18 protein-coding genes are annotated in these 22,705 nt (G+C 37.4%); 11 read left to right on the top strand and 7 right to left on the bottom strand.

From position 1 onward, the window contains the following. Positions 1-159: 159 nt before the first annotated feature. Genes AADH04_RS05060 through AADH04_RS05050 form a run of 3 tightly spaced genes read left to right on the top strand, consistent with a single transcriptional unit; the run spans position 160 to position 3,417 of the window. Positions 160-849, top strand: coding sequence for a hypothetical protein (locus tag AADH04_RS05060; protein ID WP_434779164.1), 690 nt, complete (start codon positions 160-162; stop codon positions 847-849). A gap of 26 nt (positions 850-875) precedes the next feature. Beyond that, entirely contained in the window at positions 876-2,837 is a 1,962-nt protein-coding gene (locus tag AADH04_RS05055; protein ID WP_434779163.1) for a hypothetical protein, read from the top strand. Between the two features lie 19 nt (positions 2,838-2,856). Continuing rightward, positions 2,857-3,417, top strand: coding sequence for a hypothetical protein (locus AADH04_RS05050; RefSeq protein WP_434779162.1), 561 nt, complete (start codon positions 2,857-2,859; stop codon positions 3,415-3,417). Between the two features lie 50 nt (positions 3,418-3,467). On the opposite strand, the gene AADH04_RS05045 is transcribed toward AADH04_RS05050, so the two are convergent. Next, on the bottom strand, positions 3,468-4,232 hold the full coding sequence (locus AADH04_RS05045; RefSeq protein ID WP_434779161.1) for a transporter substrate-binding domain-containing protein: 765 nt from the start codon (positions 4,230-4,232) through the stop codon (positions 3,468-3,470). A 26-nt stretch (positions 4,233-4,258) separates the two neighbouring features. Further along, positions 4,259-5,164, bottom strand: a complete 906-nt coding sequence (rarD, locus tag AADH04_RS05040) for an EamA family transporter RarD (protein ID WP_434779160.1) — start codon at positions 5,162-5,164, stop codon at positions 4,259-4,261. A gap of 307 nt (positions 5,165-5,471) precedes the next feature. Between rarD and AADH04_RS05035 the strand changes: the two genes are divergently transcribed. Beyond that, positions 5,472-6,299 (top strand): DUF2931 family protein, encoded by an 828-nt coding sequence (locus tag AADH04_RS05035; protein ID WP_434779159.1) that lies wholly within the window; start codon positions 5,472-5,474, stop codon positions 6,297-6,299. Positions 6,300-6,418: 119 nt separating this feature from the next. Here AADH04_RS05035 and AADH04_RS05030 read toward each other — a convergent pair whose 3' ends face one another. Then, the gene (locus tag AADH04_RS05030) at positions 6,419-7,477 is read right to left on the bottom strand and encodes a DUF4349 domain-containing protein (protein WP_434779158.1); all 1,059 of its coding nucleotides are present in this window, start codon (positions 7,475-7,477) and stop codon (positions 6,419-6,421) included. 284 nt (positions 7,478-7,761) lie between these two features. On the opposite strand from AADH04_RS05030, the gene ahcY reads away from it, so the two are divergent. The 7 genes from ahcY (at position 7,762) to AADH04_RS04995 (ending at position 14,001) form a co-directional block, all read left to right on the top strand. Beyond that, entirely contained in the window at positions 7,762-9,153 is a 1,392-nt protein-coding gene (ahcY, locus tag AADH04_RS05025; RefSeq protein ID WP_434779157.1) for an adenosylhomocysteinase, read from the top strand. Between the two features lie 160 nt (positions 9,154-9,313). Then, positions 9,314-10,381, top strand: a complete 1,068-nt coding sequence (gene hisC / locus AADH04_RS05020; RefSeq protein ID WP_434779156.1) for a histidinol-phosphate transaminase — start codon at positions 9,314-9,316, stop codon at positions 10,379-10,381. 2 nt (positions 10,382-10,383) lie between these two features. Then, entirely contained in the window at positions 10,384-10,977 is a 594-nt protein-coding gene (hisB, locus tag AADH04_RS05015; RefSeq protein ID WP_434779155.1) for an imidazoleglycerol-phosphate dehydratase HisB, read from the top strand. Continuing rightward, positions 10,974-11,618, top strand: coding sequence for an imidazole glycerol phosphate synthase subunit HisH (gene hisH, locus AADH04_RS05010; protein ID WP_434779154.1), 645 nt, complete (start codon positions 10,974-10,976; stop codon positions 11,616-11,618). Before hisB ends, hisH begins: the two co-directional genes overlap by 4 nt. 83 nt (positions 11,619-11,701) lie before the next feature. Next, the gene (gene hisA / locus AADH04_RS05005) at positions 11,702-12,442 is read left to right on the top strand and encodes a 1-(5-phosphoribosyl)-5-[(5-phosphoribosylamino)methylideneamino]imidazole-4-carboxamide isomerase (protein WP_434779153.1); all 741 of its coding nucleotides are present in this window, start codon (positions 11,702-11,704) and stop codon (positions 12,440-12,442) included. Between the two features lie 272 nt (positions 12,443-12,714). Continuing rightward, complete coding sequence (gene hisF, locus AADH04_RS05000) at positions 12,715-13,482, top strand: imidazole glycerol phosphate synthase subunit HisF (RefSeq protein ID WP_434779152.1); 768 nt, start codon at positions 12,715-12,717, stop codon at positions 13,480-13,482. A 42-nt stretch (positions 13,483-13,524) separates the two neighbouring features. Then, on the top strand, positions 13,525-14,001 hold the full coding sequence (locus tag AADH04_RS04995; RefSeq protein WP_434779151.1) for a DUF3617 domain-containing protein: 477 nt from the start codon (positions 13,525-13,527) through the stop codon (positions 13,999-14,001). Positions 14,002-14,059: 58 nt separating this feature from the next. Here the strand turns inward: AADH04_RS04995 and trhA are convergent, their stop codons facing one another. The 4 genes from trhA to AADH04_RS04975 all read right to left on the bottom strand — a co-directional run bounded on the left by trhA (position 14,060) and on the right by AADH04_RS04975 (position 22,556). After that, positions 14,060-14,680 carry a PAQR family membrane homeostasis protein TrhA gene (gene trhA, locus AADH04_RS04990; RefSeq protein WP_434779150.1) on the bottom strand — a complete coding sequence of 207 codons (621 nt, stop codon included), beginning with the start codon at positions 14,678-14,680 and terminating at the stop codon, positions 14,060-14,062. 351 nt (positions 14,681-15,031) lie between these two features. Beyond that, a complete protein-coding gene (locus tag AADH04_RS04985; protein WP_434779149.1) occupies positions 15,032-18,241 on the bottom strand; it encodes a pilus assembly protein in 3,210 nt (1,069 codons plus the stop codon). 381 nt (positions 18,242-18,622) lie between these two features. Next, entirely contained in the window at positions 18,623-21,841 is a 3,219-nt protein-coding gene (locus AADH04_RS04980) for a pilus assembly protein (protein ID WP_434779148.1), read from the bottom strand. A 241-nt stretch (positions 21,842-22,082) separates the two neighbouring features. Then, complete coding sequence (locus tag AADH04_RS04975) at positions 22,083-22,556, bottom strand: Lrp/AsnC ligand binding domain-containing protein (protein ID WP_434779147.1); 474 nt, start codon at positions 22,554-22,556, stop codon at positions 22,083-22,085. Between the last annotated feature and the right edge of the window lie 149 nt (positions 22,557-22,705).

The following is a 22,705-nucleotide window of genomic DNA, read 5'->3' as shown; positions in this document are numbered from 1 at the left end:
TAATAAAGAGTGATACCTGATCAATTAACTGTTTATCATTATGGTGTATAAAATTTAATACTCTTATGTTATTTCTTTTTCGTTTTTATATGTTGTTGAATTATAATATAAAAAATTAAGTGCATATAATAAATATTCATTTTCATTAAAGGATTATCGATGAAACACTCCTTTCGTATAGTCATCAGTATGATGGCTATCGCCCTTATCAGCTCAGGCTGTACCTCTACCATGATCAAAATGGCACATAAAATAGATGAACGCGATCAGGCACGCAAACAAAAAGGGACACAAAGTTTTGCCCAAAAAGAGCATGAACGTTTTGAAGCTTTGAAAGCCAAAGGCGATCCAGATGGGTATTATTTTTTGGCCATTGAGTTTGCGTTAAGTAAACGTGGGCAATCGACACCGGAAAACCTATCTGAAATCAAAAGGCGTTATGAAGAAGCGGTAGCCAAAGGTTCGAATGATGCCAAAGTGGCTTTAGGTAATATGCTAGTCACAGGTGATACAGTACCTTTTGAATTTACTAATACAGCCTTGCCCTTAAAAGATCGAGATATCGAACGAGGCTTACGCCTGATGTCAGAAGCGGCGACAAAAAGTTGTATGTATAAACAGCCCTTATTTAGGGATGCTCAGTGTGGCAATATCCGTATGTTTAATCCTGCCATTAAGATTTGGGTTCCTTATCGTGATGGCATTTATGATCGTGATTCAGCACAAGTACCTTGGGTAAAATTAGTCCAAAAGAATGAAGTATTAGCACAAAAGTGGAAGCAGAGGCGTGATCAATGTGAAGCTGAAATTCAAGCATACCGCAAAGAGCATCGATGTAAGAATTATTAATTGAGAACATTGAAGAAGGAGGAATAATGGAAACTCAAAAAAGCAAAGTGACACAACAAGATGGCATGGCTTTGGCGTATTATGGTTATTATGAGTCTCGTAAAATCAAAGAAGCTTATGATCAAGACAATCAAAAAGAGCGTCCCACTTTTAATATGCCCGACAAGTGGGGATTTATGGATGATGTCAGACTTGATAGATTAGGATTAGAAAAAGATTTTAATGTTTACAGGAATTCTAAAGGAGATGTCTCCAATCAGTTTGAATTATTAATTAATGATGATACCAAAGAAATCGTTATTTCTTTTAAAGGTTCAGTGCAGTTAGAAAATTGGGTATCCGATTTAAAAAATTCAGGTGCTGGGGAATTTAAAAAAATACAAGAAAAAGCCCAAGCGGCTTTAGAAAAACTGCAACAACATCCTATCTTTAAAGATTATAATATCTCCGCAGCAGGACATAGCCTAGGTGGTGGAATGGCACAAGCGTTTGCGCTTAAAAACAATTTGGATGTGCATGTGTATAATTCACTGCCACTGACACAAGGCATGATTGATGCAGGTTATTATGATCATGATGGTAAAACAGGCAATGCCGCTTATGAAGCGAAACTGGCACAATATGATGCCAGCAACCATACCATTAATGATGTGCGTACAGCCAACGATATTGCCAGTCAATCGATTGGGTATAATATACTCCCAGGCAGTAAAGCGCATATTTTCAGCAGTACCGACCACTCAGGTTATTTGTCACAAAATCCTACTGTTTTGCCTGGTACACCAATGCCCAAAGCATTGCAGATTCCTCTATTGGTTCCCATGTTAATGCCTATGGGGCTGGATCACACAATGGGCAGTTTACGGGATGCGACGGTGAATTTATCTTTAAATAATAATGGGCAGTATATTTTGCCAAAAGGGCAGAAAAGCCTCGCGATGATGAGTGCTTCTTCCCGTTCGATATTAGCGGCATTAGATGACTCCCCTATTTATGAAGTGAAAGCCAGCGCTTTTAATCAAGCAAGTAAAGATTTTCCTAAAACATGGGACATTATTCGAGAAAACAATACCCATCAATCCATCACAGTGCATGAACGTGGCGAAACCACAATCAAACAATATAACAGTGACAACACCATTACTGAGGTTGGTTTTAATAGCTGGGCAATACAGCGAGCACTGAATAAAAATCAAGGCTTCGAATTGACGATGCGTCATACCGATATGGAAGGCAAGAGTATTGCAGACAGTACTTTGGGGACACTTTCTGGGCAAGATGCTTTTGGTCGCACACAAGTACATACACAAAATGAGCGCACGGCCCCCTCTATTGTTATAGATCCACTGAATTTAAATGCGCAGCAACAACATGCTGAACTCAAAGCCATGAATCCTTATCTGGCTCAATTGGCAACACAACTAAATGATGCGCCTTTAGAGTCAATTAAAGTCTCACTAAATGATACCTTTGATAAAAAAGAAAACCATAAGGTTTGGGTGCTCAATTATGAAGACGGCTCATCCACACGGATTAATAGTGATAATCATATGGCAAGTATTCGAATGACTCATGCGGATGGGTCTAGAGCTTCAATTGATAATATTGGTATTCGTACTTTAAAACAGAGTATCGAAAAAGGAGAGCCTTTGAGTTTGGAGGTTAAAAATTATGGGGTTCATGGAAAAGAAATCAGACCAAGTACAATTGAGCTCATGCAAAAAGATCCTACATTGGCAGTAGATGCACAGACAAAGGAACTGAAAGATCGTCCCAGTGGTGACCCTGAAATTGATAAACTGTTTGCTGCCTTAAAAGACCCTAATGCATTAAAAGGAGTGGTTGCTGAACTTAAAGCATCCCCAATGGGGCAAAATTTTGCAGAAGAAGTACAAAAAGGTGTTGAGCAAAAAATGGCTGAACAACAACAGCAAATAAATCAACAACAGCAAGAGATGACAAAGCAGTCTCGGGCAATGAGTCGATAAATGCAGAGGAATGTAAGCAATGAAATCGGAAGAGTTAGGTGATTTAGCCAAGAAAGTGGCGATTATTTTAGAGCAGTTTGAAACAGCAGCCAGAAATATTAATCAAGTCACCATTGACAATACAGAACAATTGGCTTTAACCGTAAAACATACGGAGTCACAAACAAAAATGCTTGTTGAACAATCTAATGGGCAGATAAGGCAAGCAACTAAAGTAGCTGTAAAAGAAGGATTAAACGAAGGTGTTGTAGATGTTGTGAAAAATCTATCGATAATGACAGAACGCTTGTCAGGCACATTAAAGCATATTGAAGGAGCGTACCAAAAAAACAATCGTCAAAAGCTTATTTTAGGCCTGATGACAATGATCACGGTCATTGGTTGTTCTGCTGCTATAGGTTTCGCAACATGGATGATATGGAATGCGCAACAGGAGGTTGAACGAATAACTTACCGTAAAGAAGTACTGGATGCGGTGAGTGCTGTAGATTTTGCTTTATGTGGCAAGCTTGCTTGTGTTCGTCTTGATGAACAGGCCAAAAAGTGGGGAAAAAAAGGAGAGTTTGTGATTGTACAATGATGGTTCAGTGCGATATTGAGGGGGTATTACTCCCCCTTATTAATATTTAATTACTCAGATAATTGCCATTTCTTGGCCAAATTAGACTTGGTTGGGCCTCTTAGCCATTGGTTGATTTGCCTTAAAAGATCAGTATTATCCTTAGACAACATATACACTTTATGGCTGGCTGTACCGTCTAAAACTTCAGGGGTTGCCAAACATAAAATACCCGGCTCTTTAACTTGATAGTAATCTGCCTCAATTAAATCAGTAAACATAATATCGGCTGTTTGATCCCGTAGCCCTTGTAAGTTAGCAAAATTGTCTTGAGTACGGATAACATGTGCCTGTTTAATGTGCTGATCTACATAGCTTTGATTGGTGCCACCAGGATTCACAATCACACGGACATTAGATTGATCTATTGTTTTTAAGGTAGGATATTTTTTAGCTTGATTACAATTGGCTAAAGCTACTTTCCCATTTTTGACAACAGGGTTAGATAAAGCAAATTGTTGTGCCCTTTTTTCTGTTGCAGTCACACCCCCCATGGCAACATCAAATTTATCTGCTAGCAGGTCTTCAGATAAAGTTGGCCAGCTGGTTTGGATAAATTCAACTTTCAAGTTTAATGCATGGCCTAATTGATTGGCCATATCTATATCATAACCGACCAATTGTCCTTCTGGACTATAAAAAGCCAGGGGCGCATAGTCAGCAGGAACCCCTATTTTAATGAGGCCTGTTTCTTGAATTTGTGCCCAACTTCGCGCATAAGAAACTTGGCTAAATAGCGTCAGCAAACAAGTCAATAAATAAATTTGTTTCTTCATATAATGATTCCTATAGAAAAATCAGATTAACCCCTTCGTTCATGTATAAATGAATCGACAATAAAAATCAGTAAAGCAACCCAGATAAAGCAAAATGTGATCAATATATCCATATTGATGGGTTCATGATACATAAATATGGCTAAAGAAAAAACCAATGTGGGGCTGACATATTGTATCAATCCCAACGTAGATAATTTCATCCGAATGGCTGCTGCATTAAAAAACAGCAAGGGAATCGTGGTTACAGCACCTGCTGTAATTAAAAGTAGTTGCGTGTTTAATGGATAACCAATAATAGCGTTATGAGGGGTGTGAGTGAAAAAGAGCAAATAGATAATAGCAACTGGCATAAGCAGTAAAGTTTCAAAAAATAATCCTGATTGCGCATCTACCCCAATTTTTTTGCGTGCTAAACCATAAAAGCTGAAACTAAAAGCAACACCCAAACCAACCAGAGGAATGGTACCAAAACGCCAAAGTTGAATAGTGATGCCTAAAATAACCAATAAAATGGCACACCATTGCCTTAATCGAAACCGCTCTTTTAAAAAAATAAATGCCAATAAAATGCTGCTTAAAGGGGAGATGAAATAGCCCAAGCTGGCATCAAGCATATGTCCATGGTTAATGGCCCATATATAAATTGTCCAGTTACAGCCAATTAAAATGGAGGTTAAAAATAATACAGCCAATGTTTTGGGGCGGGTACAAATTGTTTTAATGTTGCCCCAGCTATGTGTAAAGGTAATTAAGAGGACCAAAAACATTAAAGACCAAATTGCTCTTTGTGCAATAATTTCATAGGTGTTAATGGCTTCAAGCAATTTAAAAAATATTGGGGAAATTCCCCAGATACAATAAGCTAATAGCGCAAAAACAAGCCCTTCTTTGGTCTTTTTATTGGCTTGATGGTCAGTTTGGGTGTTCATAGTATCGTTTGTTTTTAGAGAGTGAGACATAAATTTTATAGGAAGTATATACAACTAGGAAGGGTTAAATATTAATCATACTGTCACTTTGTTATCATCATTAATGAAAGCATGTTTTATGCTATTAATTTTGTAAATATTTTAATTGTATCAAAATGCTAATATGAGAATTTTTAGATTGGTTATTTTTTGAGATTGGTTATTTTTTGATCATACCCCTTAGCTTGACATCATGCTTAAACATAGTAGTATCCGTGATGTATGCTCATTTTATAAAATATATTTTTTGTGGTGTTAAATAAACTAAATGAAGAAGATTCAATTGATTGTGCTGGCTGTTCATTTGTTAGTGGTCCCATTAATTTGTTCGGCAGACATGATTCAAGAAAAAGACAAGAAAGACCCTGTTTATTTTTCTGTCATTATTGAACCGCCAGGAACGGCTGGTTTAATTATAGAGCGTACCCAATCGTATTTTATGGATAAACAGGGCAAACCACTATTATATTTTGGTGGTTGGGATGGAACAGGGAATATAGACAGTACGGAAAATATAAAAACAATACCGATTTCAAACATAAATATGATACCAGATGCTTTAAAAATACGGTGGTTTTCTGTTGAGAAGAATCAATTTTGGGAAGGGGATTTTACTTTGCCAAAAGAAAAAATTTCTAATCTTATTAATCCAAAAGAACCTGAAGATCAAAATTTCAGACTGAGAAAAATGCCCCATTATTCCAGTTTTCTTGTCACCATTAAACCAAAAGGGCAAGTGGTTTTATGGTTGGTTAGTGAAAAACAACAAGTACAAGTTAGTCCCCATTGGTCTGCAAATAAAACAAATATGAAATGGTCTAAATTTGTTTCGTCTTTACCAGAAGTCAGTCAACATAAAAATCGAAAACGATTGGTTCAAGAAATGAAACAAAAAAATGAATTGCCATATTTAGATGAAATGTTTGTTTTGTCTGCTTTCGATAAGCCTACTGTTGATTTTGAGTATGTCATTGAGCGGGAAGATGGTGTGATTTATCGAGGCACAACCGATAAGGATGGTGAAACAAGGCGTATTAATACAGGGCAGATGCCATATTCTTTAAATCTATATGATGCTCAAACTTATTCACGTTAATTTATCTTAATTTTTTATTATGCCTAGTAACGTTCAAGTTGAAGTGACCTTTATTGAAATATAAAGCTGCTTGATGAAAGCAGCTTTATAAACTTAAGTTTGGGATGACGATTAAACCATTAATCATTTTTTTCTGGTTCAATGTCTGATTCTTTGTTGAGCTTAGCAGTTGTTTCAGTTTTTACTTTCTTCTGGCTTTTTTTATAGCGTTTTAAAAAGATAAAACCAATGACAAGTGCACCGATTGTGATTGGCCAGATCGTGATGAAAAACAGCACAACTGCAATGACAATCATCCAGCCAGTGTATAAAGCCTCTTTTACTTCGAATGAAAATTTAGGTTGATGTTGTTTCAGCAATTTATCGGTATTTTCTAGTGTACTTTTGTGCACTTTTTCTGCTTGCTCTATTGATAAATGAATGGTACTGAATTCGGTTTGGTCTTTAAAAGTCGATTGTTGAATCACCGCTTCGTCACGTAGTTGTTTTGCCTGATGTTGGTTGCTAATGGCCTCAACTTTATCAATGTTTTTGGTTTGTTTGATTGCACTACCCAAGTCTTGTTGGGTTTCTTGTGCACGTTGATAGGCAAGTTTTGCCCGTAAAAAATCAAAAGTTGCATCTTGTGCTGAAAAATTTCGTTCTTCTAAATAATCAATATAAGGTTCTAACTTACGTAAAAACTCTTGTGTTTTGGCAGTGGGTACCCTAATAATCAATTGTCCTTTGGTGATGTAGCGGGTGGTTTGAATAATGGTTTGATCATCTTGAGGGATTCTGTTTATGCCTGTTTTTGTGTTGTTGATTTCATTTTTCAGCACAAAACCACCCAAGCCATAGGCCAAATTTTCAATGGCAATGGCTGTTTGGTACACATCTTTTGTTTGAAAATGCATATTGGCGGTTAAGATAAAAGGGCGCATAAGCTGTTGCGCCAATATGCCTGAAGTCAGCTGGGTTTTTGTGTCTGGTGTATTTTGATTGGCGTCATTCGTTTGGGGTTCTTCAGATGCAGCAGCTTCTTCATATTCAACGATGTCAGCAGGAGGTGCAGATGCTTCTACTGCTGCCTCTGTATAGGTTGCTTTTGAGTAGCTGCTACCATCAGGTGATTGCCCACAAGATACAAGTAATAAAGTTACGCAAAAATAAAGTAAGTATTTTTTCAATGTTTTCATAAATAAGCATCCATGTAATATATTCGTTTGTTTATTTTGACAACGGTATATCAAATAAGCAAATCGTTTTGGGTAATAGGGCTTTATTTTGTTTAAAATTTTGCTTTATGTCTGGTTTTTGAAAATAAATACTGTTTCATGAACAGGGGTTAAGTTATAATTTTGCCTAAATTCTGCGCGAGGGGTGCTGCAAGGGACTTTTTCCTCTGAGGCTCGCTTTAAAACGGCACTCATCTATATAATAAGCATATAAAATAAGCTTATTTTCTTTGGAGTAGTGAATAGTGATTGATTATAAAATAGCCGATTTATCTTTGGCATCATGGGGTCGTAAAGAGCTGAATATTGCTGAAACAGAAATGCCTGGGCTTATGGCATTACGTCAACAATATGGTACAAGTAAACCTTTAAGCGGTGCGCGCATTGCCGGTTCTTTACACATGACCATTCAAACAGCCGTGTTGATGGAAACACTGGTTGCTTTAGGGGCTGAGCTTCGTTGGGCATCATGTAATATTTTTTCGACACAAGACCATGCAGCAGCAGCAATGGTAGAGGCAGGTATTCCTACTTTTGCTTATAAAGGTGAAAGCTTAGAAGACTATTGGGAATACGCACATCAAATTTTCAATTGGCCAGAAGGCAAGTTTGCCAATATGATTTTAGATGATGGTGGGGATGCTACTGCCTTATTGACTCTAGGATCTAAAGCCGAAAAAGATATTTCAGTATTGGATCATCCGTCTAATGAAGAAGAAGTGGCTTTTTTTGCTGCGATTAAACGCTATTTAGCACAAGACAATCAATGGTATTCAAAACGTTTGCAACATATTAAAGGGGTGACAGAGGAAACCACTACGGGGGTTCATCGTTTATACCATATGGAGCAAACCAATTCATTGCCTTTCCCTGCTATTAATGTCAATGATTCAGTGACAAAATCTAAATTCGATAACTTATATGGTTGTCGTGAAAGTTTGGTTGATGGGATTAAACGTGCAACTGACGTAATGATCGCTGGAAAAATTGCCATTGTGATCGGCTATGGTGATGTAGGTAAAGGATGTGCACAAAGTTTACGTGGTTTAGGTGCCACTGTTTGGGTGACTGAAATTGACCCTATTTGTGCATTACAAGCAGCAATGGAAGGTTACCGTGTTGTGTTAATGGATGAAGTAGCCAGCCAAGGTGATATTTTTGTGACCTGTACTGGAAACGTTAATGTGATTCATCACGACCATATGAAGGCCATGAAAGATCAGGCTATTGTTTGTAATATTGGTCACTTTGACAGTGAAATTGAGGTGGCTTCTTTACGTCAATATACATGGGAAAACATCAAACCTCAGGTTGACCATATTATTTTCCCTGATGGCAAACGCATTATCCTATTAGCAGAAGGTCGTTTGGTTAACTTAGGTTGCGCAACTGGGCATCCTAGCTTTGTGATGAGTAACAGCTTTACCAATCAAGTATTAGGGCAAATGGAGCTTTATGTTGATGGGCAAAAATATGAAAATAAAGTATATATTTTACCCAAACATCTAGATGAGATGGTTGCCCGTTTACATTTAGGTAGAATTGGTGCTAAATTAACCACACTCAGTGATACTCAGGCTAAATATATTGGTGTGCCAAAAGAAGGCCCATATAAGCCAAATCACTACCGCTATTAAAAGCTCATCTTTCATTCAGGCAGTGTGAGCTGCCTGAATAGATAACACGATCAAAAGTGTTGTGACTCTTAATGCTTGACTGACTCAATGTGACCTAAATTCACATCTTGTATACTCAAGATGACTATTAAAAACGTGACACAAAGAAAAGAGGAAAGTTATGGACATTACCAATATTATTCGACCTGAAATTAAGGCGATGAAAGCATATCCAGTTCCGTCATCGGAAGGGTACATTAAACTTGATGCAATGGAAAACCCGTATACTTATTCAGACGAGTTGATTGCTGAACTAAGCAAAGCCTTGGCGCAAGCGCCTTTGAACCGTTATCCAGATCCAAATGGTCATGGTTTAAAAGATGATTTACGCGAAGCCTTTGATATTCCCCAAAATGCGCATATTATTTTAGGCAATGGCTCAGATGAATTAATCACCATTATTATGCAGGCAATCGCCAAACCTGATGCAGTGGTTTTAAGTGTAGAGCCTTCATTTGTGATGTATAAAATAAATGCGTTATTCAGTAAGGTACGTTATGTTGGCGTGCCGTTAAATGAAGATTTTAGTTTGAATTTAGAAAATACATTGGCTGCTATTAAAAAAGAGCAGCCATCTGTTGTGTTTATCGCGTATCCAAATAACCCAACAGGGCCTAGATTCGAACGAGAAGACGTTTTAAAAATAATTGAGGCAGCACCAGGGTTGGTGGTGGTTGATGAAGCTTATCAGGCTTTTGCTTCTGACAGCTTTATGGATTTGGCAGGAAGTTTACCCAATTTAGTGGTGTTGCGCACATTATCAAAAGTCGGTTTTGCTGGTATTCGGGTTGGATATGGTGCAGGTTGCCCTGAAATCATCAGTGAACTTGACAAAGTGCGCCCGCCCTATAATATGAATCAGTTGAGCATCACAGTTGCAAAATTTGCTTTGCACTATAAGCAGTCCTTTGAAGAGCAGGCAAAAAAAATCATGGATGAGCGTGAGCGTATGCGTACAGCGTTAAAAGCATATGATCAAATTACTTTGTTTGCCTCAGAAGCAAACTTTTTAACGGTTAGAGTACCGAATGCGCCTGCTTTATTTGAAGCCTTAAAAAACAATATGATTTTGGTCAAATTGTTGCATGGGGTACATCCATTATTAGATCATTGTCTTCGTTTTACCGTAGGGAAGCCTGAAGAAAATCAGGCTGTGTTAGATGTGATTAGCCAATTTTTTGAAAGTTAATTATGCGTCAAGTCAGTGTAACTCGCGACACGAGCGAAACAAAAATCAGTGTGACTCTTAATTTAGATGGCACAGGTATTGGACAGTTTGATACAGGTGTGCCTTTTTTAGAACATATGCTTGATCAGATTTGCCGACATGGTTTAATTGATTTGTCCATTAAAGCTGTGGGCGATTTACACATTGATGCGCATCATACTGTTGAAGATATTGGCATTACCCTTGGGCAAGCACTCAATAAAGCCTTAGGCAACAAGCAAGGCATTCGTCGCTATGGTCACTCTTATGTCCCTTTGGATGAAGCATTAAGTAGGGTTGTGTTGGATTTGTCTGGTCGTCCTGGGTTGATTTATAACATACCTTTTACTCGAGCCATGATTGGTCAGTTTGATGTGGATTTATTCAGTGAGTTTTTTCATGGGTTGGTCAATCATGGTATGTTGACTTTACATATTGATAATCTACGTGGGGAAAATGCCCACCACCAAGCTGAAACAGTATTTAAAGCCTTTGGTCGGGCATTACGTATGGCCATTGAGTTTGATGATCGTATGGCCGGCATGATGCCGTCAACCAAAGGAACCTTAACAGCATGAAAGTAGCGATTGTTGATTATGGCATGGGCAATTTACATTCGGTTTTAAAATCTGCCCAATATGCCAACCAAACCCAGCAAGCACAGATTTTTATTACAAGTGATCCTCAAGAAATCTTGGCTGCGGATAAAGTGATTTTTCCTGGACAAGGGGCAATGCCTGATTGCATGAAATCTTTACACGAATATGGGTTGGGTGAGGCTATTTTAAGTAGCTTACAAATAAAGCCTTTTTTTGGTATTTGTGTGGGCGCACAGTTACTTTTTGCCATGAGCGAAGAAGGACAGACCAAAAGTTTAGGTTGGTGTGAGGGCGTTGTTAAACGATTTGAGCAGCCGCTTTTAGATGAAAGTGGGCAAAAGCTTAAAGTGCCCCATATGGGCTGGAATAATGTACATCAGACAAAAGCACACCCATTGTTTAAAAATATTGCTCAGGACAGCCGTTTTTATTTTGTTCATAGCTATTATTTTGCGCCAGAAGATCAAAGCATCGTTTTGGCCACAAGCGAATATCCACATGAGTTTGCCTGTGTGATTGGACGAGACAATGTCTTTGCCACGCAGTTTCATCCAGAAAAAAGCCATCAAGCTGGTTTGCAATTAATGGCTAATTTTTTAGATTGGGATGGGCAAAGTTAAGCCTTATTTGAAGTTTAGTTTATTAAGTGTGGTGAAATGACTTTTATCGCCATTTAAATTTAACGAAGAAAAGAAATTTTATTATGTTACTGATCCCTGCAATTGATTTAAAAGAAGGTAAATGCGTTCGTTTAAAACAAGGTTTAATGGAAGAAGCAACGGTTTTTTCTGATTCACCTGCTCAAATGGCAGAACATTGGGTCAAACAAGGAGCAAGAAGATTACATTTGGTTGATTTAGATGGTGCTTTTGCGGGTAAACCCAAAAACTATGAAATCATCAAAGAGATTTTGAATACCGTTGGCAGCAGCATTCCTGTTCAATTAGGTGGCGGTATCCGTGATTTAGACATCATAGAAGCTTATTTAGAAATAGGTTTAACGGATGTCATTATCGGTACGGCAGCAGTAAAAGACCCTCTTTTTGTGCGAGAAGCCTGTAAAGCGTTTCCTAAACACATTATTGTTGGGCTTGACGCTAAAGAAGGTATGGTTGCTATTGATGGTTGGGCAAAAGTGACTGAACATAATGTGATTGACTTGGGTAAACGTTTTGCTGACGATGGCATTAACAGCATTATTTATACCGATATCGGGCGCGATGGCATGATGAGTGGTATAAATATTGATGCAACAGTTAAATTGGCTCAAGGTACAGGGTTGCCAATCATTGCTTCTGGCGGGTTAACCAATCTGGACGATATTCGTGCGTTGGTTGTCGTTGAGGATCAAGGGGTAACAGGTGCGATAACAGGGCGTGCTATTTATGAAGGCAGTATTGATTTTGCACAGGCACAACAATTAGCAGATGAACTAAAAAAATAACATCGTTTATTTTTTAATAATAGCTGAGAAAATATGAATATACCTTCTGAATATGTGCCTGCGTTATTGTGCGCCTTATTTTTTGTTGCATGTATCACATGGAATCGAAAATTCTGTAAGGGCTACCAGGGCCCCGAGAAAATCCGAAAAAAAATATTCAGGCTACTGGCCAGCATTACGACTCTTGCCACAATTGTGTTGTACTTTCTGATTTTATATATACAAACAATGAATTAATTTCATGAAATAAAGACGACAGGACTAAAGAAAAAATGGGGTTAGCAAAACGAATTATTCCATGTTTAGATGTTGATAATGGCCGTGTGGTGAAAGGCGTTAATTTTGTTTCCTTACGTGATGCAGGTAACCCTGTGGAAGTAGCTAAACGTTATAATGACGAAGGTGCAGATGAATTGACCTTTTTGGATATTACGGCCAGTAGTGATAACCGTGATACTATTTTGCATGTTATTGAAGAGGTTGCCTCCCAAGTTTTTATTCCATTAACTGTTGGCGGCGGCGTTCGTTCGGTAGCAGATATCCGTCGATTACTGAATGCTGGTGCCGATAAAGTGAGCATCAACACCAGTGCGGTGACCAATCCAGACTTAATCAATGAAGCCAGTGGTTTTTTTGGTTCTCAAGCGATTGTGGTGGCAATCGATGCTAAAGCTGTGAATGTTGACAATACACAATGGCAGGTGTTTACCCATGGTGGGCGTACACAAACAGGTTTAGATGCCGTGCAATGGGCTAAAAATATGCAAATACGTGGCGCAGGTGAAATTTTGTTAACCAGTATGGATAGAGACGGCACAAAAATCGGATTTAATTTGCCTTTAACACGCGCAATTGCTCAGGCTGTGGATATTCCCGTGATTGCTTCTGGTGGGGTAGGGAATATTCAACACCTGATTGAAGGTGTCTTAGAGGGACAGGCCGATGCGGTTTTGGCTGCCAGCATTTTTCATTTTGGGGAAGTATCCATTGTCGATGCGAAAAAAGCAATGCAAGCGGCAGGTATTGAAGTTAGGTTATAATATACAATCAAATATAAATCGCCTTTATTAAAAGGAACAATAATGAATAAAAAAAGAATGGTTTTTGCTGCATTGTTTGCCAGTTCATCCTTATTTGCCGCACCTTTTGAATTAATGCCTGGACAATGGCAGGCTCAGACCGTTGTGCAGACGTCTGATTCAACTGGTAAAATGAGTGAAAAAGTAGAAGATTATCAAGTCAATTGTGTGACGAAAAAAGAAGCCAAAGGCTTTTTTTCAGATTTATATGGACTATTCGATAGCTTTAATGAAACGCAAATTGCCAATGTAAAAGAACAATGTAACACAGAATCAAATGATACTGATACTCAGCTTAAGCGCACTATAACCTGTAAAATAGAAGGCACCAATAAACCTTATATTGCAACAGCAGTAGTGAACAGTGAACATAACCAACATTATTATGTGGGTAAAATTGAGTCGGATCATCCCGTGTTAGGCAAAATGAGCATGCAAAGCAGTATTCGTTATCTTGGCTCATGTAATGTAACTAAGTGAAAATAATTCTAAAATCATAGAGGATAAAGACAGGTTTTAAACCTGTCTTTTTTATGGTTTATCGCACATATAAAATGATGCTGAAAAATTGGCATAGACTGCCCGCTAATACAAATAAGTGCCAAATGCCGTGCCCGTGTTTTATTTTTTCATCATTGATGAAAAAATAAATACCTACACTATAAATAATGCCACCCAACGTTAACCAAAATAGGCCGCCACTTGATAAGTTTCTAAGCAGTGGCACAATCCCAATAACAATTAACCAGCCCATCACCACATAGATAATCATCGATAAAATACGAGTCCGCTTACCTAAAGTGAGTTCTTGAATGATGCCGAATATGGCCAATCCCCAATTGACACCAAATAAAGACCATCCCCATGCGCCACGTAGTGTGACCAATGTAAACGGGGTATAAGAACCAGCAATCAATAAATAAATAGAAATATGGTCTACTTTTTGTAAAACAGTTTTGACTTGTTCACTTTTTATCCAGTGATAGCAGGTAGAAGCAACGTATAAAATCACCAACGTTGTACCATAAATACTGAAGCTGACAATTTTCCACGGATCAGCAGATAAACAAGCAAAAATCACCAGTGCGATTAACCCAATAATACTTAATACCGTACCAATTAAATGGCTAATGGTATTAAAACGTTCCCCATGATACATATTATTAACCCAATAAGATGAAATAAAATATTTGACAATAGTATAAACCGTTTTAACAGATCACATGTATCTGGATTAAGAATAATTGAATAAGCAAAAAAGAGAATCTGATCAAATAGACACTGTTTCTTATGAATACTTATTTGCTCAAAGATTATTCATAATAGTCAAATTTATTGGCTTATTCTGTGATTTGAAGGCAGTAACGAGATTGTGGCGCAAAATAAGTTAAAAAATTAAGGGTATTCACGATTTTTGGCATGATTATGATGGTTTTTTTTCTAAAAAAATTCCCCTCTTTGTTTCAAGAGGGGATAAAAAGGGATATTATCCGTTTGTGCAAAAGTGCGGCTATATAATACGCCAAGATATACGGCGAGTAAGTCCTTTACTTGCGGCACAAATGATTTGTTTGGCAATTCTGTTTGATGGGTTATCAGGGTCAGGGATGTAAATATAGGTTTTGCCTTTTACACAGCCTTTTTCCTGTTCAACTTTATCTTGCCCAAATTGAGATTGCCCCGTTTTTGTCCTGATACCATTTTCATTATGAGCAAACCCTTGACCTGTAACAAGATTTAAAGAAGGGGATAAGAAGTTAGGGCTATTAAGCATACTGCCTTCAAAATACAGACCTGCGATATACTCCCCATCCTTGTTCTTCATTCCAGATACCTGCTTATCCGCTAAACCACCATTCTCAGCTTTCACCATAAGCAACCAACTGTCTGCATTAGCAGTCGAAGTAGAGCATCTTGTTTCTGGTAGAGGGTCATCACTTTGTTTTTTAGGTCTAAAAATAACAGTGTTTGCATACACAGTCCCATTACGAACATCTACATCGTTAATGATTTTTTCTCCCGTTTTATTCAACGGGATAAACCATCCTTTTTGTTTATTTTTGAGCTCCTCTTCAGAGAGTTTTTTTGGTGAAACAGTTCGATATTTTATATCCGTTATACTCAATGTTTGCTTTTGTAGATTGTCTTGAGTAACAGGTATTGTAATATCTGCTGATACATCATCAATAATGCCATATAAAGCTTGTTCATTGGTATCTTGACTGTCTTTTGTATATAGGTCACTACCTGTACCAAACACAACCATTAATTTTTTACCTTTATCTAAAACATGGACAGAAGGAGCACTGGAAATGGGCTGTTCTAAACTACCTTTAAAGAGCAATTGTGCTGTCCATTTTTCGGGGGAGGTGCCTCTTAAATCAAAACGGTAAAGGTCACCATTTCTGTCGCCCGCATAAACCAAATCAGCAATATCATCACCATCTAAATCAACAGGAATAGGTGTGGATAAGGCACTATTTTTGTTACCAAGAACAGGATTAGCACTTAATTTAGCAATGAGTTTACCTTTGCTATTATTATTAACTGAACCTTTTTTATGCATTTTTGCACCGATGGTATCAATAATATAGAGCGTAGGTGTTGCTTCTGAACTTTCTGCTCCGTTTGCAATAAAGGCTGCCATCCTAACGTCGGCATCATCACCTAAAATAACGGGTTTTTTATTTTCAGTACGATTTAAAGCCACAATATCAACGGCAGGTGCGCCAACGGTGTAACCGATGTTTTCTGTATCTGATACCCCAACACCAACGCCTCCTTCAATTTTTGCAGCAGTATCCCAAAGAGGTACAGTATCTTTTAGCTGAGTATTGTCTTGTGCTGCATTAACACCCACTTTTTCCGTTTTATTCCAATCAGTATTGCCGCCAACATTTAAAGCAAAAGCCCCTTTCCCTCCTTGACCAATGGTTGTGACAATGACATTATGACCGCGAGGGGAAGTCATTTGTCGTGTGTCACCATTGGAAAGATAAATATGCGGATGCATACTGTCTTTTGTATAGTCAGGATTGGCGCGGTCTTTTATATCCTGAATAAGGCTTTGTCCGTTCTCTCTTTTGGCTGCACCGGGGATATAACCAAAGACAAAAGCATAAGGGTTATCGCCAGAACTACTTTGGTTTTGGTAGATTTTGGTCATGCCATCGTTACTGCTTAAGAACATAAACTCATTTAATTGAGTGGTTTTTGCTGTAGTACTGCTTAATGATCGATATTTAAACTCGTTGGCTGGTCCAGAAAAAAGGATATTTCCTGTTAACATATCACCGATAAAGCGGTCATATGAATCAGATTGACCATAACCTTTACCTAAAGTGTCCCGAACACGATAACCTGTACCAGGTTTTCCTATGCTATCATCATCTTTTCCATCAATGTATTGCTCTGCTTGCCAAAAAGCCAACCAAGGAACAAAGTTATTTTTCCACTGATCTTTGTTTGTTTCTTTTAGATCAAATGAATTATTATCCAATTGCTTACCTAAATCCCCATAATTTAAAGATTGGATGCCATCTTTAGGAGTATTGGTCACAATTGAGTAAGATGTTTTAGGATTTTTCTCCCAAGAATATGCCTGATGATAAGTATTGGGGGTACCATTAACTGTATCTTCCTTTATGTCTGACCCGCTATTTTTGAGTTCTACAGCTTTAACTTGAGAAGCCCAAATGTCATGATTTCTATACACTTGAAAACTAAGTGTACTTGAGTCACTTGTTGTCGCGTGAGAAAAGCCAGGGTTAACAGCCAATGTAGGTAAAGACTCTCGTGCTAATGATGTCAGTAATTTCGTAACGGCTTTTGCTATCTCTTCCCTGCTTGAACCGTTTTCCACCACGAATCTGCCTTTACCTTCTGATGCTGTTTTAAACCCCCAGCTTGTACCATCGTGCCCAATCATTAAAATATGAGTATGGATAATTTGTTTAGGCCAACCATCTTCATTAAATTTGCCTGGAGGCTTATCCTGATCATATTTGTTTCCTCCATTTTCAAAAACAGATGTCCATGTCGATTTTTTCGCAGCTTGTTCTGGTCCTAACTGTCCAGAGGTTGGCTTAGCATCGGGCGCAGTGGCTGAGACAATAATCAGATGATTTTGTGCACAGCGGTATTTCATGTTTTTAGCGAGCATTGGATAATAATGGTTGGTCAAATTCGTATAGAAATCATGGCCGCTTGCATCTTCTTTTACCGCAAGATCGCTCCATTTAGTAGGTAGCATCATCGACATGCCAGGGTTAGTAATGGGGTTGAAGCCATCTATATACCTCCTCCCTAAGGTTCGCATTTGGGTATTATATTCTTCAATAGTATTAGGTTTCTGTTTCAAAGAATTATCTATGTCATAGATTGGGCGCTCTCTTATTACAGTGTTTATTCTGTCCCGTGTATAAGTAGACCAACCGACATTGAAGTCAGAGTATAAAGTTGGGTAAAACCACTGATTATAGAGTGCGATCCGGACCCCTCCTACCATTGCCGTGAAACGTGTTTTGTTCATCTTTCGGGTATCGTCCATGACGATTAAAACGTTATCCTTAGCTTTTACTATATTTTGCCTAGCAATAATATCTGAGGGCACAGGGGTAAAAGTATCTGAGGATACAGGTGGGTCAGATGCATGGGTAAAACCGATTAAGAAACTAAGTGTAATTGTGCTTAGTTTGTGGGGAGAATACATTTTTTTCATAACTAAACAATATTTAAATTAATTGTTAAAGATTATAAAAAGTAAGTATTATAAAAAATAAATATTATAAATTGAATAGAATTTCTTAAACATTAGAAATAAAATAATTTGTTTTTTATATATAAAACGAAGCGGTAAGATTTAATAGTTGTTTTGTTATGATTATTTGATGGTTAATTTTAAAAAAATATTGCAAAAATGAAATTTATCTCAATAGGTTAAATATTAAGACGTAATTTTTATATTAGATCGTTTAAATAGGATGAATTTCACCATTAATATTAATTGTAGCAGGATTATGATGATTTTTTTCTTAAAAAATTCCCCACTTTGTTTCAAGAGGGGGTAAAAAGGGAACGGGCCGTTTGTGTTAAAGTGTAACTATAAAATACGCCAAGATATACGGCGAGTAAGCCCTTTGTTTGCAGCACAAATGATTTCTTTGGCGATTCTATTTGATGGATTATCAGGGTCGGGGATGTAAATATACGTTTTGCCTTTTACACATCCTTTTTCTTGTTCAACTTTATCTTGCCCAAATTGAGACTGCCCCGTTTTTGTTCTGATGCCATTTTCATTGTGAGCAAACCCTTGACCTGTAATAAGATTTAAAGAAGGAGACAAGAAATTAGGGCTACCAAGCATAATACTCTCAAAAGAGATGCCTGCTATATATTCCCCATTTTTATCTTTAATGCCAGAGGCCTTTTTGTCTACCAGCCCACCGCTTTCGGCTTTAACCATAAGCAGCCAGCTATTTGCGTTAGCAGTTGAAGCATCACATTTAGTTTCTGCAACGGTCTCGTTTTTTTTGGCAGGTTTAAAAATAGCTGTATTGGCATAGACGGTACCATTGCGTACTTCTATATCCCTTACAATTTTTTCTCCTGTTTGATTCAATTTAATGAACCAACCTTTATGCTCACTGTTTATCGGATTTGATGAAACAGTACGATATTTTAAATCTCCTGATATACTGAGTTCTTGTTCCAATAAATCAGAGACAGTGGTCGGAATTGCAATATCTTTAGTCACATCATCAATTACTCCATATAAAGCTTGTTGACTAACATCTGTGGTATCTTTATTGTAAATGTCGCTACCAGTGCCAAATACCACAAATAACTTACTTCCCTTTTGTTTTATGTGTATAGAAGGTGCGGTGCTAATAGGTTGATTTGTGTCGCCCTTGAATAGTAATTGAACTTTCCAATCTTTCGGTGATTGACCACGTAAATCAAAGCGATACATATTTCCATTTCTATCACCTGCATAAACCAGATCAGCAATATCATCTCCATCTAAATCAACAGGGGTAGGTGTAGAGAGTGCACTGTTACTTAAGTTCAATGCGGGAACATTTAACGCAGCAATTAATTGGCCTTGAGTGTTATTTTCAATTGAGCCTTTTTTATGCATTTTTGCACCAATAGTATCTATAATATATAAAGTTGGTGTTTGTTCAGCGCTCTCAGGCCCATTAGAAATAAAAGCTGCCATTCTGACGTCACTATTTTCACCAGATGTAATGGCTTGTTTTTCTTCAGTGCGTGTTAAAGCGATTAAATCTATGGCAGGAGCACCAATTGTATAACCAATGTTTTCGGTACCAATGACGCCGACACCTGAACCTCCTTTAATAGGGGCAGCCGTATCCCAAAGTGGGACGGTATCTTTTAGTTGAATGCTATTTTGAGCTGCATTTATGCCAACTTTTTTAGTACTATCCCAGTCAGTATTTCCGCCGACATTAAGTGCAAAGGCACCTCGTCCAGCTTGCCCTAAAGTGGTCACAATGATATTCTGACCTCTAGGGGAAGTCAGTTGTCGTGTGTCACCATTTGAAAGATAAATATGAGGATACATATCATCTTTTGTGTAGTCAGGATTGGCACGATCTTTTATATCTTGAATCAGGCTTCGTCCATTTTCTCTTTTGGCTGCACCTGAAATATAACCAAAGATAAAAGTATAAGGATTCTGCCCAGTAGCATTTTGATTTTGATAAATTTTAGTCATGCCATCATTACTGCTTAAAAACATGAACTCGTTTAATTTGGTTGAGACATCGTTTTCGCTATCTAGCAGCAGTTTATATTTGAAATCATGCACTGGCCCAGAAAACAATATGTTGCCACTTAACATATCACCAATAAAGCGGTCATAATCATTGGCTTTTTCTCCACGAACACGGTAAGGTGAACCCTTATCTCCTTCCTTTTGCCAAAAAGCCAGCCAAGGTATAAATTTTTCTTTCCACTCATTAGTGTCTGTGTTAGACAGGTCAAATGATACATTACTAAGGTTTTTACCTAAATCGCCAGAATTCAAAGGCTGAACACCATGTTGAGGTGTTTGAATTACAATGGAGTATCCTTTTTCTGGGGTTTCAGACCATGGATATGCTTGAACAAGTGAATTGGTTCTTCCTCCATATTTATCTTCGGTGCCATCAGGTTTAAGAACAACTGCGCGAACTTGGGATGCCCAAATATCAGTATTGGTATAAACTTGGAAACCAAGCGAATTTAGCTGTCCAGTTGTCACGTGTGAAAAACCAGGGTTAACAGCTAATGAAGGTAATGGCTCCCGTTTTATTTCACGTAAAATACTTTGTATGGCATTGGCTACATCTTCCCATCGCGTTCCTGGTACATACTGAACATATCCTTGAGATTCTTTTGCAGAAATTTTCCCCCATTCAAGTATTGGATCCTTATCACCACCATCATTCATCAGTACATAATGAGTGTGTATGGTTTGTTTAGGCCAGCCGTTTTCATTAAATGTACCAGGAGGGGTATCTTGATCAAGTTTATTGGTACCAGGATTTAAAAGAGCATCCCAAAAATTGCCTGTATGGACAGATGCCCATCTATCCATACTTGCTGCTAATTTAGGTGTAATATACCTAGTACTGTTTATAGTGTTCTTGTAATCGGCGGGAATGGCATTAGTTATTATAATTACATGGTTATTCGCACAACGATATTTCATTGAGTTACCAACCACTGTGGGGTAAAAATAGCTGTTTAAATTATCATAAACATTACCTTTGCTGCTTTTTGTATCCAATGTCCACTTGCTCACAGGGGAAAATGTTAAAGGCATTATTCCATTTTGAATTTTTATGTTCCCTTTATAGATAAGGTCATTTCCAAGAGCTGCCATCGCCTCTTTATATTCCTTTGCATCTTTTGGTATGGTTTTGAGGAATTGTTCTAAGTCTATAATAGGGAGTACTGTTGTATATCTATTACCAACTGCTGTTCTTGAAAAAGGAGACAATCCAACATTAAAGTCAGAATAAATATCGAGATATTTGTAAGGATCTCTATAGTCTATATTGGCATTTAATGTATTATTTAACCCAAGGAGTGCAGTTTCAAATCTCGTCATGTTTGCTGGACGTACAGTTTTATTCATTCCTTTTGAGTCATCTAGAATAATCAGAAGGTTGTCTTTGGCTGCTTTGAATTTTTGTTTGGCGATGATATTGGGTGGCACTGGTATAAAAGGACTAGATGCATGGGATATACTAAAAAACAATATGCCTAATGCTAAAGTGCTTAATTGATTTGTTTTGTATATGCTCTTCATTTGTATCTATTTTCATCGTTAGTTATACCTCCTTTCAATCTAATAGATAAACTCATTTTAGAAATAATATTACTTATTCTAAAATAATAATAAATATTTGATTTTAAATGTAAAAATATTGGTTTTAAATGTATGGCGATTTATGTTTTGTATTGAAACTTATTTTTTATTGGAGTAAATATTTATATTCCAATAAGTTTGAAAAAATATTATTTCGTATTAAGAGTGCAGTAGGTAAGTATTATTCCACTTTAAGTAAAATATCTTCTTTGATTTCTTCCATCACAATATAACTTCTGCTTTCTTGAGCTTCTGGTAAAGCCAATAAAATATTACCCAATACTTTACGGTAAGCAGACATGTCATTTAGTCGTACTTTGATTAAATAATCATATTCGCCAGAAACTAAATGGCACTCTAAAATTTCTGGAATCTTAAGCGTGGCTTTTTTAAATTGCTCAAAAATATCACCAGATGTACGCATTAGCTTGATTTCAACAAACACCAATAAATTTTGCCCTAAGGCATGGGGATTTAAGCGGGTATAGTAACCCATGATGATGTTTTCTCGCTCCAGTCGTCTCACTCGTTCGGTCACGGGGGTGACAGATAATCCAACCTGTTCAGCAAGCTCAGTCATGGCAATACGGCCATTTTTTTGCAAAATGGCCAGAATCTTTTTATCCACTTTATCAATGTGTTTGTTTGATTTCATTTTTCACCAAAATAATTAAAGTTTTTAGGGAAATACCTTTTTATTCTGCCATTTTTCAATGAAAAAAACTAGATAAAAAGCATTACACTTTGGAAAATCACTAATAATAAATAAAAAGATATATCTTTGTAATAAGAACATATCAACAA

This window comes from Neisseria sp. Ec49-e6-T10, from assembly GCF_051132615.1.
Classification (GTDB): Bacteria; Pseudomonadota; Gammaproteobacteria; order Burkholderiales; family Neisseriaceae.
This window is presented reverse-complemented; position numbering and strand designations above follow the sequence as displayed.

Excerpts from the sequence above, each read along its gene's own strand:
- AADH04_RS05060 (WP_434779164.1), top strand. The coding sequence starts at position 160 with ATGAAACACTCCTTTCGTATAGTCATCAGTATGATGGCTATCGCCCTT.
- AADH04_RS05055 (WP_434779163.1), top strand. The coding sequence starts at position 876 with ATGGAAACTCAAAAAAGCAAAGTGACACAACAAGATGGCATGGCTTTG.
- AADH04_RS05050 (WP_434779162.1), top strand. The coding sequence starts at position 2,857 with ATGAAATCGGAAGAGTTAGGTGATTTAGCCAAGAAAGTGGCGATTATT.
- AADH04_RS05045 (WP_434779161.1), bottom strand. The coding sequence starts at position 4,232 with ATGAAGAAACAAATTTATTTATTGACTTGTTTGCTGACGCTATTTAGC.
- rarD (WP_434779160.1), bottom strand. The coding sequence starts at position 5,164 with ATGAACACCCAAACTGACCATCAAGCCAATAAAAAGACCAAAGAAGGG.
- AADH04_RS05035 (WP_434779159.1), top strand. The coding sequence starts at position 5,472 with ATGAAGAAGATTCAATTGATTGTGCTGGCTGTTCATTTGTTAGTGGTC.
- AADH04_RS05030 (WP_434779158.1), bottom strand. The coding sequence starts at position 7,477 with ATGAAAACATTGAAAAAATACTTACTTTATTTTTGCGTAACTTTATTA.
- hisC (WP_434779156.1), top strand. The coding sequence starts at position 9,314 with ATGGACATTACCAATATTATTCGACCTGAAATTAAGGCGATGAAAGCA.
- hisB (WP_434779155.1), top strand. The coding sequence starts at position 10,384 with ATGCGTCAAGTCAGTGTAACTCGCGACACGAGCGAAACAAAAATCAGT.
- hisH (WP_434779154.1), top strand. The coding sequence starts at position 10,974 with ATGAAAGTAGCGATTGTTGATTATGGCATGGGCAATTTACATTCGGTT.
- hisA (WP_434779153.1), top strand. The coding sequence starts at position 11,702 with ATGTTACTGATCCCTGCAATTGATTTAAAAGAAGGTAAATGCGTTCGT.
- hisF (WP_434779152.1), top strand. The coding sequence starts at position 12,715 with ATGGGGTTAGCAAAACGAATTATTCCATGTTTAGATGTTGATAATGGC.
- AADH04_RS04995 (WP_434779151.1), top strand. The coding sequence starts at position 13,525 with ATGAATAAAAAAAGAATGGTTTTTGCTGCATTGTTTGCCAGTTCATCC.
- trhA (WP_434779150.1), bottom strand. The coding sequence starts at position 14,680 with ATGTATCATGGGGAACGTTTTAATACCATTAGCCATTTAATTGGTACG.
- AADH04_RS04985 (WP_434779149.1), bottom strand. The coding sequence starts at position 18,241 with ATGAAAAAAATGTATTCTCCCCACAAACTAAGCACAATTACACTTAGT.
- AADH04_RS04980 (WP_434779148.1), bottom strand. The coding sequence starts at position 21,841 with ATGAAGAGCATATACAAAACAAATCAATTAAGCACTTTAGCATTAGGC.
- AADH04_RS04975 (WP_434779147.1), bottom strand. The coding sequence starts at position 22,556 with ATGAAATCAAACAAACACATTGATAAAGTGGATAAAAAGATTCTGGCC.